Source organism: Treponema primitia (assembly GCF_046533075.1).
Lineage (GTDB): Bacteria > Spirochaetota > Spirochaetia > Treponematales > Breznakiellaceae > Termitinema > Termitinema primitia_B.
The window spans coordinates 1-14,639 of record NZ_JAJQRB010000042.1 but is presented as its reverse complement, the minus strand read 5'-3'; the positions used below and the strand labels follow the sequence as shown (position 1 = coordinate 14,639).

At 48.5% G+C, this 14,639-nt stretch carries 13 protein-coding genes and 1 pseudogene; 11 read left to right on the top strand and 3 right to left on the bottom strand.

All coding sequences use genetic code 11. The features are described 5' to 3' along the window. The 11 genes and pseudogenes from LQZ19_RS07640 to LQZ19_RS07590 all read left to right on the top strand — a co-directional run bounded on the left by LQZ19_RS07640 (position 1) and on the right by LQZ19_RS07590 (position 11,546). Positions 1-1,221, top strand: coding sequence for a zinc ribbon domain-containing protein (locus LQZ19_RS07640; protein ID WP_411047077.1), 1,221 nt, complete (start codon positions 1-3; stop codon positions 1,219-1,221). Positions 1,222-1,232: 11 nt separating this feature from the next. Beyond that, on the top strand, positions 1,233-2,915 hold the full coding sequence (locus tag LQZ19_RS07635; RefSeq protein WP_411047076.1) for a serine/threonine-protein kinase: 1,683 nt from the start codon (positions 1,233-1,235) through the stop codon (positions 2,913-2,915). A gap of 89 nt (positions 2,916-3,004) precedes the next feature. After that, positions 3,005-3,931, top strand: coding sequence for a ribonuclease Z (locus LQZ19_RS07630; RefSeq protein WP_411047075.1), 927 nt, complete (start codon positions 3,005-3,007; stop codon positions 3,929-3,931). Positions 3,932-3,948: 17 nt separating this feature from the next. Beyond that, complete coding sequence (locus LQZ19_RS07625) at positions 3,949-4,968, top strand: ABC transporter ATP-binding protein (protein ID WP_411047074.1); 1,020 nt, start codon at positions 3,949-3,951, stop codon at positions 4,966-4,968. Beyond that, positions 4,965-5,726, top strand: a complete 762-nt coding sequence (locus LQZ19_RS07620; protein ID WP_411047073.1) for an ABC transporter permease — start codon at positions 4,965-4,967, stop codon at positions 5,724-5,726. The genes LQZ19_RS07625 and LQZ19_RS07620 overlap by 4 nt, the downstream gene beginning before the upstream one ends. A gap of 3 nt (positions 5,727-5,729) precedes the next feature. Further along, entirely contained in the window at positions 5,730-7,346 is a 1,617-nt protein-coding gene (locus LQZ19_RS07615; protein WP_411047072.1) for a GldG family protein, read from the top strand. After that, positions 7,336-8,307 carry a DUF4340 domain-containing protein gene (locus LQZ19_RS07610; protein ID WP_411047071.1) on the top strand — a complete coding sequence of 324 codons (972 nt, stop codon included), beginning with the start codon at positions 7,336-7,338 and terminating at the stop codon, positions 8,305-8,307. The genes LQZ19_RS07615 and LQZ19_RS07610 overlap by 11 nt, the downstream gene beginning before the upstream one ends. Positions 8,308-8,417: 110 nt before the next feature. Continuing rightward, positions 8,418-8,591 (top strand): annotated as a pseudogene (locus tag LQZ19_RS07605) (tyrosine-type recombinase/integrase); the annotation flags it as partial. A 1,018-nt stretch (positions 8,592-9,609) separates the two neighbouring features. Then, positions 9,610-10,275: a hypothetical protein gene (locus LQZ19_RS07600; RefSeq protein WP_411047070.1), complete on the top strand. Its 666-nt coding sequence runs from the start codon at positions 9,610-9,612 to the stop codon at positions 10,273-10,275. Between the two features lie 52 nt (positions 10,276-10,327). Continuing rightward, on the top strand, positions 10,328-11,134 hold the full coding sequence (locus tag LQZ19_RS07595) for a leucine-rich repeat domain-containing protein (protein WP_411047069.1): 807 nt from the start codon (positions 10,328-10,330) through the stop codon (positions 11,132-11,134). 106 nt (positions 11,135-11,240) lie between these two features. Then, complete coding sequence (locus tag LQZ19_RS07590; protein ID WP_411047068.1) at positions 11,241-11,546, top strand: hypothetical protein; 306 nt, start codon at positions 11,241-11,243, stop codon at positions 11,544-11,546. A gap of 65 nt (positions 11,547-11,611) precedes the next feature. On the opposite strand, the gene istB is transcribed toward LQZ19_RS07590, so the two are convergent. The 3 genes from istB to LQZ19_RS07575 all read right to left on the bottom strand — a co-directional run bounded on the left by istB (position 11,612) and on the right by LQZ19_RS07575 (position 14,340). Beyond that, a complete protein-coding gene (istB, locus tag LQZ19_RS07585; protein ID WP_411047067.1) occupies positions 11,612-12,352 on the bottom strand; it encodes an IS21-like element helper ATPase IstB in 741 nt (246 codons plus the stop codon). Then, positions 12,342-13,889, bottom strand: a complete 1,548-nt coding sequence (gene istA / locus LQZ19_RS07580; protein WP_411047066.1) for an IS21 family transposase — start codon at positions 13,887-13,889, stop codon at positions 12,342-12,344. Before istA ends, istB begins: the two co-directional genes overlap by 11 nt. Positions 13,890-14,157: 268 nt before the next feature. Next, positions 14,158-14,340: a hypothetical protein gene (locus tag LQZ19_RS07575; RefSeq protein WP_411047065.1), complete on the bottom strand. Its 183-nt coding sequence runs from the start codon at positions 14,338-14,340 to the stop codon at positions 14,158-14,160. Between the last annotated feature and the right edge of the window lie 299 nt (positions 14,341-14,639).

Below are 14,639 nucleotides of genomic sequence, written 5' to 3'. Positions count from 1 at the left end.
ATGGCAGAGCAATACACGGCGGAACAACAAGCAGCGGCCCGGGCGGCGGAACAACAACGGGCGGCGGAACAGCCGCAAGTTGCGGGTGCCGATGGTATAAGGTGCGAAAAATGCGGCGCAACCCTTGAAGCCGGTGCGCTGTTTTGCCCGGAGTGCGGCGAAAAGTTTGGCGGTGAAAAACGTGAATGTCCCATCTGCAAAGAAAAAACCACCGCAGAATTTTGCCCCGAATGCGGAAACCGTGTTATTCCTCTGGTATGTCCCCAATGCGGAACAGAAAATCTATACGATTATTGTGAAAAATGCGGCGCCGTATTAAGCCCGGAATTTGAAGTATTCTTAAATAAAAAAATTGAAGAACCGGCGGCAATGAGCGCAGCGGAAGAGAAAAGAATAGAAGAAGTATTCAATCAACAGTCTGCATCACCGGAATTCAAAAATTTTGAAAAAAAGCTGGTTGAGCGGCAAATTTTTCTGGAAGAACGGGACTATTTTAACAAACGGGAAAAACGGATAATTAAGGTATTTGGCGCCCTGCCTTTTAAACTGGAACTGCCCGATCCAACAGAAGAAGCCTTTAGGATAAGGGCCTACGCCGCACTGGAAAAGGTAGTTATAAAACGGCAGGAAGAATTATTACAGGAAAAATGGGAAAGGCTTTTCCCGGAAGAAAAAAAGATCCCCATACAACAGGATTCTGTTTTACCGGTGAAAAATCAGACCCAGGTAGATGAAGAAAACCGCCTTGCGGAACTGGACCGCAAACGTGAAGAAATGGAAAGGAAATACCAGCTCTTGTTATCTCAGGTTGACAATGAAATAGAAGCCTTTCATATCGCAGAGGAAAAACGGAAAGAGGAAGAACGTCTCAGGCGGGAAGAACGCCAACGGCTTGAGCAGGAAATGTTTATGAATCGTTTATTCGGTACCTGGTATCATACCAATTATAGTGGGATGCTTACCATAAAAATACAGATTAGCAGCAAAAGAAAAGCGGACTGTATATATATATGTACTCACTGCGGTGGTTCACGGATTCAATATGATGTTGATTTTGATGGCAATCGTATAAAATTATCCGCCCAGTACCGAACCGGATCGCGTTGTACCTTTAGCGAATATGAGCATATGGACTATTTCAGCGGTACTATCAATAATACCGGCACAATAATGAACGGTAATTTGTACGGCGGCGGCTATCTGCGTTTTTGTAAAATCTAAGGAGCTAAACCATGTCAACACAAATTCTAAATCAGGGCACACAGGTCCTTTCCAATGCAAGCACAGAAAGCGGCGGAAACTTTACCGGCGGGCTGCTTCAAAAAGGAGAATTTATCTCCGGCTGGATTGTGGATAGTAAAATTAACGTCCTCTCAGGCGAGGCTGATTTGTACATCGCCGCAAAGGACGGTACAAAAAGTGTTATCAAACACTACCGGAGTACCGTAAAGCCAAAAACCGCTATACTGGAAAGTCTCAAAGGACTTAATCATCCTGATATTGTTAATGTGTATGAATATGGTAATTACAAGGATCGTTTTTACGAAATCATGGAATACGCTGAAGGCGGGTCTCTGGATTCAAAGAACCCTGATGGAACCTACTTGTATTTACCGTTATCGGAAGAACAGGCGGTTCAGATTTGCAAAGAGGTAATCAATTCATATAAAACTTTCCACGAAAAAGGCATATTTCACCGGGACATAAAACCGGCTAACCTGTATTACCGCGCCAGAATAGAAACGTCCTTGGGAAAATTTGAAGGGCAGGATATCGTAATCGGTGACTTCGGTATATCCAGCATTAAAGGTGAAGATGAAAGGACGAACACCCATAAAACACAGACCGCCTCTCGAACCACCGGTTACGCGGCGCCGGAAGTATTAAGCGGTATTATCTCGTCCAAGATGGATTACTATGCCCTGGGCATTACCCTGTGGGAACTTTTGACCGGAAAAGACCCCTTTGTTCTTGAAAATGGCAAACGCCGCAACGACGCCCACCTTATCAGGGATACTATCGAAGGCCGTATCGCCGATGACCTTTTGAGCAAAGAACCGCAATTAAGCCAATCCATGCAGCGGTTAATCCGCGGCCTTTTGGTTATCGCGGCGGATAAGCGCTGGGGCTACGAGGAAGTAACCCGCCATCTGGCGGGAGAACAGGTAGATGTTTTTCAGAAACAAAAAAAGGCCTGGAATTTTACCATCGGTGAAACTTCCTGCAGCACATTGGAATCCTTGGGGGCCGCTATTATTGATAACCCCGATGCGGCGCAAAAGTATGTTTTTAGGGGGCTTTTAGGAGGTTTTCTTGAGGACGATTATTCCGATATTGCAGCAAAGATCACTGAAATTGTCGACAGCAGCTCTTCTGCGAAGGACTATTACAATAGTTTAATGAAGATCGCCTATATCTTAAATCCCTCTCTGCCATTCAAAGCGGGCAATGGTTTCTCTGTTTCCAACATTGACGAGGTCTTGTTTCTTCTTGAAAATGCCCCCGAAACCATGCTGCCCCTGTTAAAAACTTCCGGAGCAAAACTCTACACCTATCTGGAAATCATCGGATTTGGCGAACAGGCAAAATCAATTTGGGAATTATGGAAAGACATCCCGGCGCTTGATTATATCAGTGAAAAAAACGCTCAGCTTATCAGTAAGACAATCGTTGTCCTGAAAGGCTATACCATAAAACCATTCAAGCTGGCCCGTTATGCTGATTTTGAGCTTTCTACGCTGGAACAAATGCTGCATATCCCCAAGGATATGCAAAGCCATATTCTCAATCTGGTTGCGGAAAAAAGTTATGAAGGTAATTTCCTCCCTTGGCTTGATATGATGACCCCGGATTGTAGAATAGAGGATATGAAAACCGGCACCTGGCAGGAATTTTTGGAGAGCATAAAGGTATAACAAACCCATTGTAATACAAACTGTATTACAATCACAAACAACGCTTCTTCGCATTGTCATTTTTGTAGATTTTTGGTATATTCACCTTAATGAACCTTGAAGCATTTATCCTCGGTTCCGGCGGCATGATGCCCTTGCCGAACCGTCATCTTACATCGGTGTTGCTAAGGCGGGAAGGGGAGTTGTTCCTGTTTGACGGGGGGGAGGGCACCCAGGTTTCCCTGCGGAAGCTCAACCTCCGGTGGAAGAAGATATCCGTCATATTTGTCAGCCATACCCACGCAGACCACGTTACGGGCATACCCGGGCTCCTCATGCTGTCTTCCCAGGTGGATCGGGATGATCCCCTGTACATCATCGGCCCCCCCCGAATTGCGGAGTATATTGAAACCAGCCGCCGGGTGTTGGATATGTATATCAACTACGAGATCGTCATAAAGGAAGTAACCGAACCGGGTATCGTCTACCAGGGTGATGGCTTCCACGTCCGGGCCTTTAATCTGCGGCATACCAAACCCTGTTTGGGATATACCTTAGAGGAAGATAAGCGGCCGGGGATATTTCACCCGGAAAAGGCCGATGCCCTGGGGGTGCCCCGGGGGCCCCTGTGGTCAAAGCTCCAGTCCGGGGAAACCGTGACAACGCCGAGTGGCGGTGAAGTACGGCCGGAACAGGTTTTAGGGGAAATACGGTCCGGGAGAAAGTTTTCCTTTGTAACCGATTCTTTGGCCTTTCCGGAAATCGCCGATGAGGTGCATGGGTCAGACTTTTTTGTCTGCGAGGGGATGTTTGAACGGGCTCTGGAAGAGAGCGCCCGGGAGAAGAAGCACATGACCGCCGAGCAGGCCGCCTATCTTGCCAAAGCTGCGGAGGTCAAAAAGATGGCCCTGATCCATTACAGCCCACGGTACACGGAATACGATCTTAAACAGCTTCTTAAAGAGGCTCAAAGTATATTTCCCGGAACGATACTGTCCCGGGATAGAATGGTGTATCCAATAGAGTATATTGATTAAGGAGAAGTATCAGCCCAATGATTGAAGTGAATGGACTTACAAAACGGTACGGCCCGGTCGAGGCGGTAAAGGATGTATCCTTTTCCGTAGGTAAAGACCAGGTCCTGGGTTTCCTCGGCCCCAACGGCGCGGGGAAGACCACCATCATGAAGATCCTCACGGGATACCACTTTCCCTCCGGGGGAAAAGCCCTGGTAGACGGAATTTCCGTGGAGGATGATCCGGTGGAGGTAAAAAAACGCATCGGCTACCTCCCGGAAAGCGTACCCCTCTACGGCGATCTAAGCCCCACGGAGTACCTGAACTTTATTGCCGAAGCCCGGCTTATCCCCAGGGAGGATAGGCACAAGCGGCTTGAGGAAGCCATCGACGCCTGCGGCCTCTCCCAGGTACGGTCCAAACGGATCGAAAACCTTTCCAAGGGCTATAAACAGCGGGTTGGCCTTGCCCAGGCCATCATCCACGATCCCCCCATCCTGATCCTGGACGAACCTACCAGCGGGCTGGACCCGAATCAGATTATCGAAATCCGCAGTCTTATAAAGGAGCTTGGGAAACGAAAAACAGTAATACTGTCTACCCATATACTCCAGGAAGTGGAGGCAGTCTGCTCCCGGGTACTGATACTAAACGATGGGCGCATAGCCGCCCAGGGGACCCCCGAAGAAATCGCCGGTACCATGAAGGGCGGCGACAGCTGGGAATTGACCCTGAAGGGCGCCTATGCCCATACTCTGCCGGAACGGCTTTTGCAGTTGGGGGCGGGAATCGCCCCGGCAATCCTGGAAGAGCAGGATGACGCAACGATAAATCTGAGTTTCTTCCTCCCCGGTTCCGCCGAGAAAAACCCGGAAGGGGAGTCCGCTGAAGGAGAAAGGATTTTTGATTGGGCGGTAGCCCAGGGTTATAAGATCCTCAGGATGAACCGGAAACGCCTGAGCCTGGAAGATATATTTGTAAAGCTGACCAACGAAGTTGGTCAGCAGCTGTCTAACGAAGTTGGTCAGCAGCTGTCTCACGAGGAGGCAAAATCATGAAACTGTTTCATGGGGCAGCAGCCCCGCTTCCTTTCCTCCCCAGGGCCTTGGCTCTGGCCCGGAAGGAGCTTTACTCCCACAGCAACTCTCCTGCCTTCTACGGAATAGCGGTATTTTTTCTGCTCTTTTCCTCTATCTGGCTGTTCTACATTCAGCGTTTCTTTAGCCAGGATCTGGCATCCCTGCGGGTATACTTCGCCGCTTTTCCCCTGGTCTTTATCCTGGTCATTCCGGTGATTACCATGAAAGGCTGGGCGGAGGAACGGAAGCTGGGGAGCGTAGAACTGCTTCTAACCATGCCCTTCTCTGAATGGGAACTGGTGGTGGGGAAGTATCTTTCCTCCCTTGGGGTTTTGGTTTTTATCATCCTTCTGACTATTCCTCTTCCTCTAAGCCTCCTCCCGCTGGGATATTTTGACGGCGGTGTTATCATTGCCGAGTATATCGGAACCCTCCTGTTAGGGTCCGCCGCCATAGCTCTGGGGCTCTTTCTTTCCGCACTGTCAAAGAATCAGGCCGGAGCATTTCTTGGAAGCGCCGTGGTACTTATGGCAGTAATGCTGATACAGCAGATTACCTTTAGTTTTGATTTACCCGACTGGCTTGCGGCGGGGATCAACTTTATTTCCCTTGCATTTCATTTTGAAAGCTTTTCCAAGGGCCTCATCGACTCACGGGATCTGGTCTTCTTTATCCTGGCCACGGTATTGTTTCTTTTCCTCAATACCCGGGTAATTCTGTACCGGAAGTGGAGGTAGGGGATGACAAAGCGACAAGTTACTATTATTACCGTCCTGTCTATCGCCGCAATGTTTCTGGTTATTCTGATTAGCCAGCGTTTATGGTTCCGCCTTGATTTAACGAAAAGCAAGGCCTATACCATTTCACCGGTTTCCCGGAACCTTTATACCGAAATACCCGATCAGGTGCGGATTACCTATTATATTTCGAAAAAACTATCCGCCATTCATCCGGCGCCCGCTCAGCTGGAGGATCTTCTCCGGGAATATGCCGCCTATTCCCATGGCAGAATTCGCCTTACGGTTCGGGACCCCCAAAAGGCCGGGCTAAGCCGGGAAGTGGAGTCCCTGGGGATCATCCCCCAGCAGATCGAGGTGGTGGAACAGGATCAGGCAAATATCGCCCAGGTTTATTCCGGTATCGTTATTGAATACCTGGACCAGACAGATGTGATCCCCTTTGCTTTTAATTTGGAGACCCTGGAATACGATTTAACTTCCCGTATCCGGAACCTTATTCGGGGTACCCAGCGTGAAGCAGCTTTTCTGGTAGGGGATACGGGAAAACAATGGTCCAGGGATTACAGTATTCTTAATCAGGCCTTTACCCAATCCGGCTTCCGGATAAGGATGATAAACCCCGGTGAAGAGATTCCCGACACCATGCCCTCACTTTTTGTGTTAGGCGGAGTTGAGGACCTTGATGATTGGGCCTTATATCGCATAGACCGGTATATCCAGGGCGGCGGTAAAGTTCTCTTTGCCTTGGATGGAATATTTGTTGATGGGAACAACGGACTTCAGAGCCGTATCATGATAGACCGTGGACTCCAGGCTATGGTGTCTTTTTACGGAGCCACGGTCAAACCGGAGCTGGTTCTGGATGTTTCCGCTCTAAGCCTTTCCTACCAGTCGGTTGACCCCAATGGTTCCCGGGTCTACCGGGTTGTTCGGTATCCCCTGTGGATCGGCATACTGGCCCAGAACGGTAACTCCGGTCATCCCGTAACATCGGCCTTTAACGGCATTGATGTATATTGGGCAAGTCCGCTGGAGCTTAATCCTCCGGAAAGCGTAAACGCAGTACCCCTGTTTTATACAACCCGGGATGCATGGTCCATGACAAAGAATTTTGTTGCAAACCCCGAGATGAGCTATCAGTTCCAGGCGGAGATTAACGAAACTAAGGGAGAAAAACTGTTAGGCGCTGCCCTGTCGGGAAAATTTCCAAGCTGGTTCGCCGGGTTACCAAAGCCGATACGGGAAGGTTCCGGGGAGGAACTGCCGGATATGCCCGCGGAGCCTAAGGAGTCCCGGATTATCGTCATTGGTGATACGGATCTTGCATCGACTATTACTCAATTTAGCCGAAGCGATCGTAACTACGATTTCTTCCTCACCGCTGCGGATTGGCTTGGGAATGACGATGATATCATTAGTATTCGCAGTCACCGGTCTCAGACGGGTCGGCTGGATAAGATCACGGATAGTGAAAAACGGCTTAAGGCTATGGTCTTTGCCCGGTACTTAAATGTAATACTTATTCCCCTGATGGTTATTGCCCTTGGGGTTTTACGTTCATTGCAGCGGCGCCGTTCATTAGAGCGGCAAGAAAAGGAATCTTCCAATGGTATATAAAAGGAAACTCATAGTATTATCCGGTTTAGTCGGTTTGCTGGCTATAGTATATCTGTTAACTATTTTTTTCGATCCCGAACGGATAAATACCAGGAACGCAGCATTCCTGTGGCTTGATGCAAAACTACAGGATCAGGTGGATGGAATAGAAATATCAAAAGCCGGTGAATGGAACACCCCTATTAAACTCATTCGTCGTAGTAATAACTGGTATGCCCTGATAGGGGAGGGTGAATTCCCCGCTAAATCTGCCCGGGTGGAAGATCTCCTGCGGACGCTTACCATCCGCAGCGCATATCCGGTACGTGGTTCCGCCGCTTCTTCCCATGAGCGTTTAGGACTCGCTGAAAACAATGCCTCCCGTATTTTACTCAAGGGCGGAGCGGGATTATCTCTTTTAGACCTCCTCATAGGCGGCAGGGATGCTGCGGGTCAGGAGATCTATTTGCGGAAGAACGGCCAGAACGAAGTCCGTTCCGGTGAGGATAAGTTTTCGGTCTACATAGACGGCGCCGAAACTTCTTGGTATAACCTAAGGCTATTCGGTTCCCAGCTCTCCACAGATACCGCCCTTGTTCAGCGTCTTACGGTGTTTGCATTACCGCCTGAGGACGGAGGCGAGCAGGCTGATCCTATGGTCATTACCAGGAATGGCGGCGGCTGGACCATAGATGGGTTGGATAATGAATTGGTGGATTCCCAGCGGGTTGATAACTATGTCAGGGGCATCCTGGATGCTGAGGGTGAAAATTTTGTCCCCGGTCTTACCGCCGCTTCTACAGCTTTAAGCGATGGCCGGATCGTTCTTGAACTGGGCAACGGTACTTCCTTAACCATTAATGTAGGAACCCTGCCCGAAGACAAGAAGGGCGCCACGGCCAGCGGATCAAATTATGTATACACCCTGGCGGACTGGACCCTTACCCGCCTGTTCCGGGATCGATCATACTTCTCGAAGTAGTTTGGATATAAAGGACGGCGAATAATGGATGTGGTGTATCTTTTTTATGAGTGAAGTAGTATCGTTAAAACGGTCTGACATTGATCCGGTCCGTAAAACTATGCTGGTTCACTCAGCGTCACACCTTTGCTACTCATCTGTTGGAAAATGGTACTGATGCCCGATATATCCAAGAACTTTTAGGCCACCGATCTATAAGAACCACCGAACGATATACCCATGTAGCCCGCCGCGCAACTCTTAAAATCCAGAGCCCCCTGGATACGATTGACCAAGAAAACTAACTTGCCTCTATGCGCCTATACTACCAAAGCAACGATATATACGCAATTTGGTGCACATATTTACCACGAAAAGAGATATATACGCATTCGCTTATATAACAGGGGCGGAGATTTAAGCGTATTTCGTATATAATAAGTTATGCGCAATTGGTTTTGAATGTGTCGGCAATATAAAACATAAGAAAAATAATATAAAAATATAATAATAGACATAAAATATTTTCTATACATAAAACATAGAATACAAAATAATTGTATAAATACTTTTTGTAAAATAAAACGCAATAAATAAAATATTCGGTAAAAAATTATATAATGCGCCTTTGGCGCAAATTGGAATATAAAATCTCCAAAAAATTCCCACTAAAAAAGGGCGGAGAGACGGCTTCGCCGCCCCACCGCCCCAAACAATCCACCCCCCAAAGAATAGTAGGAAGGCGGGCTACCGCCCACCATTAACTTGGGGGCAATCGCCCCCAAACCTCCACCCGCCTACGGCGGGCAAACATTGATTTTTCATATTTTTGGAAGTTATTGACAAAATTTTTCAAAAAGTATTAAAATAAACTCATGTTTCAGGCAACGACAAACATAAACGCAGACTTCCCGCAACGGCTCACGGCTCACGGCTCACGGCTCACGGCTCACGGCTCACGGCTCACGGCTCACGGCTCACGGCTCACGGCTCATATTATACTTTAGCAAAAACCCCGAGTGTCAAGTACCCAATAGTTAATCCCCCATTTTCACGTAAACCCATAGCAAATTTGGGTAAATTTACCCCAGAGGGGAGTTTCTACGCCCTAAAGGGGAACCCCTACACCTTAAAGAGAAGCCCCGTTACTCCGATGGGGTTCCCCTGCGCCCTAAAGAGAACCCCCTCCATGTTAAAGGGGATCCCCGTTACAGTGCAGGGAACCCCCGTTACCTCACCGGGGAACCCCGCCGCCTTAAAGAGAAGCCCCTTTATCCCGAAGGGGAGCCCTTGCACCCCAATACCATATAAGGAGAACGAATAATGGCAACAAACAAAGACTGGTTTCCAAAAACCCGGGACGAACAGCTTTCAATGGGTTTTATCTGGAATACCGCCCTCGTCAATCAGAGCACCACATGGAATATACCCACCAATGTTCAGGCGGCATTCTCCCCGTTGGTAAGTGCTGCCGAATCCACCCTTTCTATAGCGAAGGACGAATCCAGCCGAACCCCGGTAGCAACCGCCCAATGCCGGGAAGCCTTTAAAGCCCTTGAAGAAAAAATGCGGGACATAAAGAAACGTTATTTCTATGTACCGCCACTCACCGAAGCCGACCTCATAAGTTTAGGCCTCAAACCCCATGACAACATCCCCACCCCCAGCGGAACCCCCACGGCACAGGTAACGGTAGAAACCTTCCTTTCCGGGCGCCACGAACTTGGCATAAAAATCATCTACGTTACCGGAACCGTCACCGACCCCGCCAACAAAGGCTATCGGATATGGTACACCGTGGTTGCCCCAAGCGTTACACCGCCGACCAACCCCAAAGAATTACACGAGTCCTTCTACACCAAACGGAAAAAGGACGTAATCGAATTCGACTTTGACGACAGCGGCAAAACTGCATGGTTCGCCGTGCAGATAGAAAATGAGGGAAAGAAAGGCCCTTGGGGGCCAATGGTACAGGCGTTAATTCCGTAAGGATAACGATAGAGAAACTACGGGTAATAAAACCCGAAAAGGAGTTGTTCACATGAACAAAAACAAGTTTTTTCTGTTGGGAATGGCGGCGGTATTGCTGACATTCGGATTGGTTTTTGCCGCCTGCGGCGGCAAGAAGGACGGCGGATCGGGGGGCGCCGCTTCCGGCGGCCCGGCGGCTAAAACCGCTTCGTCGGACGTAAAGGCCGCCGCAGCCCTATTGAAGACATTGGCCGGTGGTAACGCCGCCGCAATGGAACAAGCCCTCGCCGCGCTAGACCCGGCGGTGCTGGCGGCATTGGCTTCAAGCAGCGGTTCTCCCGGCGGGGATTTTTCCTACGACCTGAACGCAAGCGGAGATGGCATCGTCATAAAAAAATATAGCGGCGCCGGCGGCGTAGTGGTAATTCCCGCAGCCATCGAAGACATTCCGGTAGTGGAAATTGCTAGAAAAGCTTTCGAGGGGAGTTATACATCGAGGTTAGATGGGAACAGGCATGGCGGCCAGGGGGATAAAGTTACATCTGTGGTCGTCCCTGCGGGTGTAAAAAAAATTGGTATAGAGGTGTTTTTTGAATGTAAAAACCTGACAACGGTCATTTTGCCTGATACGCTTGAGGAAATTGGATCTGGTGCTTTTGCAAATTGTTCAAAACTGCATACAGTTAATATTCCCGCAGGAATAAGAACCATAGTGGGACTTGCATTTCTGGGTTGCGGAGACCTTTATAACCTCTCGATCCCTGACAGTATAACGGCAATTACTTTTTCAGGTATAAGCAACTTTGAGGGTTGTGGGAAGCTCAAGGTGGCAACACGGCAGAAACTCAAAAACCTCGGCTACACCGGCGAGTTTTAGAGGCCCGCCAGGCGCGGAATTATATACACATCTCCCAATGGGGGGGGGATGTGTATCCCGTAAAAATAATTTTTTGGAGGCAAAATTGGAAAATGGGGTTTTCATTATGGAAATTATCAATACCGTAACATCTGTTGCCGCACTCATTATAGTTTTATTCGGAATACAATTCGGTAAAAAAATGCTGTTCAAGAACGAAACTATTTTTGGCAAGGAAGCGGATGACCGGTATAAATCAATAAAAGACAAACTGCCAAACGACAGTATCTTTTATGGGGGCATATATGAAGGCGGCAATAAAATCACCCCTCAATTTGAGATAGAACGATTTCACTATGACCCGCAAACAATGATGAATATTCCAGCCCAAAAGACCCAGGTGTCCGATGAAACTGATCCAGGCGTCCGGTAAAAATGATCCATACCTCCGGGAAGTGATCCACCCCGGAGGGAAGGTTATTAACCTTCAAAAGACGACTAACAAATGCCTTTACGTTTCCGCATAGATTCAGTGCCGTCCATGAAAATGGTATAAGAGTTGTGGACTATGCGATCAAGGATAGCATCCGCAAGCGGTCCCTCGCCAATCTTCCCTATCCAACCGGCAGGGGAAAATTGAGAGGAGAAAATAGTTGAGCAATGTTTGTATCGGGCTTCAATTATTTCCAGGAGGTCACGAGTTTCAGTTTCAGAAAGTGGAGTCAGCAGCCATTCATCAAGGATAAGCAAGCTGATCTTTTTATAAGTACGCATGACTTTTCTGAATATACCCTCGCCCCTGGACACCGCAAGTTCATCAAGAAGATCCGGCAAGCGGATGTATTTAACCGAGTAAAAGTTTTTACATGCGGCCATGCCAAGTGCGCAGCTCAGATACGTTTTCCCGGCACCAGTAGCGCCGAGAAGGATGATATTATGCTTTTCGCTGATATACGAGCAGGTAGATAATTGGAGTATCTGTTCCCGGTTAAGCTTGCGGTCTGCATGATATTCAATGTCCTCAATGCATGCGCCTGAGATGGGGAAGTCCGCGACATGGATAAGGCGGGCCAGACGGCTGTTTTTGCGGGTAGTCCATTCAGTGTCCACCAGAAGACCAAAACGATCTTCAAATGAGAGGCTTTGCAAAGAGGGGTCCTCCATGTGTTGCCGGTACGCCTGGGCCATGGCAGACAGCCGCATCTCATACAGTTTATGTATAGTTGTTTCATTCACCATCAGTGGTTCCTCCGTAATAGACTTTTCCCCGGGTAAACCCGTAGGTTGAACCCTCTTTGTTTTCAGGTTCTGCCGTTTCCCCACCCCGGTTGCTCTGACCGGCAGTCAGAATAGTTCTGATACTCCGGAAACTGGGCCGGATAGAATACGCAAGCGCCTTTTTACAGGCGGCCTCCAGGCTAGTGACCGGGTGAGTGTCGGCAAGCTTCAAGAGGGCAATGCATGATTTGTAGCTTTGCTGTTCCACTTTACGGGAGGCGATAAGGGCTTTAACGGCCTGTTCGGTATTGGGTCCAATATCGGCAGCCCACCGGATAAACCGCTCGGCGTTCCATTGGGTATACTGTCGGTGTTTCTCCGGCATATGTTCCGCAACCGTGCTATACTGCCCAGGATACCCATGGAGCCGTCTGTGAGAGGCGATCCGCTTCCCCTGGTAGAATACCTCAACCATACTTCCGGTAAGCCTGATGTCAACCGTATGCTTGATATACTCGTAGGGTACGCTATAATACATCTTGTCAGTGGCGATATGGTAATTAAATTGGACCGTTGCAACCTTCCAGGCGGACATTTCAAACGGCTTGGCCGGAAGCGCCATGAGGAATAGCCGTTCCTCGGCGAAGGCGCTCTCCCGGCTTCCCGGTTTCTTCTGAAATGGCTTGCGGTTGAATTCGGACAGCTTATTCCATATCGCCCCGTTTAATTCCGGAAGAGAGAGAAACTGACGGTTCCGCAGGGCGGCGATAATCCAGGTAGAGATGTTCCCTACGGTTGCCTCCACGCTTGGTTTCTCTCTTGGCTTCCGAACCCCGGCAGGGATAACCGCCGTCCCATAATGTTCCGCTAACTCGTGGTAGGTTTTGTTAATAACTGGTGAATACCAGTCGGCCTTCTGGACCCCTGTTTTCAGGTTGTCCGGTACCAGGATACGGGTAACCCCGCCGAAGAACTGGTACGCATGAACGTGGGCTGTTACCCAACTTTCCTGATTTTGAGAGAGAAACCCTTCCACATATGCATACCCGCTACAGGGAAGTACCGCAACAAATACATACACGGGAATCGGTTTCCCGGTAATGATGTCCTGTACCGCCGTAGTGTCGCCAGCCCAATCCACCTCCATGCGTTCACCGGGCTTGTGTTCAACATGCAGGGTCGCTTTGGTTGTTGCCGCAAATTGCTGGTACATGTCGCAGAACCGGGAGTACATGAAGGCATGGCTGCCTTCCCGGCGGCATGTTTCGCAATACTCATTCCACAGCAGGCTGAGCGTAACCCCGTTTTTAGCCATTTCCCGGTGGATGTACTCGAAGTCAGGCTGCTTGCGGTCCTGGGTACTCCGGCGATTACCAAACAAGGCTTGTTCCAGCGCCTTGTCAGTCATCTTTTCCGGCAGCGGCCAGGAGATAGCTTCTTCCTCTGCCCGCCCGAGAACCTTCCGTATGGTATTGCGGGAACACTCTAAACTTACCGCAATACTCCGGTTGCTGATCCCTTGACTGTGTAGCCTCAGAATCTCTCGATACTTGGTCATTATTGACCTCCTAAAATAGTTTTGTACCCAAATGGATACCTTGCTTATTTTAGTAAGGTCTTTTTTTTCTGGCTCTCCCTTCGGAGCTCTGGATCAGTTTCGTCGGACCAATGGATCACTTTAAGCGGACATGCGGATCTTTCAGGCTGGAATATTCAAATGACCGATGAATGGAAAGGCATTACCAAAACCATCCATTATTATTATACAGAAAACGGCAAAACCAACGTTAAAAGCTGGAGGCTAAAGTAATATAGACGCAATGGAATCAGTATGCGCCTATGGCGCCAGGCACTGTTTTTTGAACAGTAACAAACGGCAGGGACAGTTGCCTCGGCATAAATGCCGCCGCAATAGACCCTGCTGTATTTTTTGCCAGTATAAATTTGTTGCATATCAATATAATTAAAAATAATAACAATAGAAATATAGTAAATAAATTATCCATCATAATTGTTATATAAAATTATTAAAGCAAAAAACATAAAGCACAGAAAATATAATACAAGAATAAAAACTAAAAAAATATAAAAGCAAAACCAACTGCGCATAACAGGTCTGTATACGCTTCGGGCCTAAAGGCCCTCGGGGTTCCGTTCGCCTAGGTCAGTCGCTTCGCTCCTTCCCACGGCTCACTTCACCCAAAGTTTTTATGGCGCAAAATGCTACGCATTTTTTAATTGCGCCATAAAAACCTTCGTATACAGCCGGAACGTCTATGAGAAAAGTCAAGCAGAAATCTGTAAATTT

What these genes read in the sequence shown, in the direction of transcription:
- LQZ19_RS07640 (WP_411047077.1), top strand. Translation starts at nt 1, where the DNA reads ATGGCAGAGCAATACACGGCGGAACAACAAGCAGCGGCCCGGGCGGCG.
- LQZ19_RS07635 (WP_411047076.1), top strand. Translation starts at nt 1,233, where the DNA reads ATGTCAACACAAATTCTAAATCAGGGCACACAGGTCCTTTCCAATGCA.
- LQZ19_RS07630 (WP_411047075.1), top strand. Translation starts at nt 3,005, where the DNA reads ATGAACCTTGAAGCATTTATCCTCGGTTCCGGCGGCATGATGCCCTTG.
- LQZ19_RS07625 (WP_411047074.1), top strand. Translation starts at nt 3,949, where the DNA reads ATGATTGAAGTGAATGGACTTACAAAACGGTACGGCCCGGTCGAGGCG.
- LQZ19_RS07620 (WP_411047073.1), top strand. Translation starts at nt 4,965, where the DNA reads ATGAAACTGTTTCATGGGGCAGCAGCCCCGCTTCCTTTCCTCCCCAGG.
- LQZ19_RS07615 (WP_411047072.1), top strand. Translation starts at nt 5,730, where the DNA reads ATGACAAAGCGACAAGTTACTATTATTACCGTCCTGTCTATCGCCGCA.
- LQZ19_RS07610 (WP_411047071.1), top strand. Translation starts at nt 7,336, where the DNA reads ATGGTATATAAAAGGAAACTCATAGTATTATCCGGTTTAGTCGGTTTG.
- LQZ19_RS07600 (WP_411047070.1), top strand. Translation starts at nt 9,610, where the DNA reads ATGGCAACAAACAAAGACTGGTTTCCAAAAACCCGGGACGAACAGCTT.
- LQZ19_RS07595 (WP_411047069.1), top strand. Translation starts at nt 10,328, where the DNA reads ATGAACAAAAACAAGTTTTTTCTGTTGGGAATGGCGGCGGTATTGCTG.
- LQZ19_RS07590 (WP_411047068.1), top strand. Translation starts at nt 11,241, where the DNA reads ATGGAAATTATCAATACCGTAACATCTGTTGCCGCACTCATTATAGTT.
- istB (WP_411047067.1), bottom strand. Translation starts at nt 12,352, where the DNA reads ATGGTGAATGAAACAACTATACATAAACTGTATGAGATGCGGCTGTCT.
- istA (WP_411047066.1), bottom strand. Translation starts at nt 13,889, where the DNA reads ATGACCAAGTATCGAGAGATTCTGAGGCTACACAGTCAAGGGATCAGC.
- LQZ19_RS07575 (WP_411047065.1), bottom strand. Translation starts at nt 14,340, where the DNA reads ATGATGGATAATTTATTTACTATATTTCTATTGTTATTATTTTTAATT.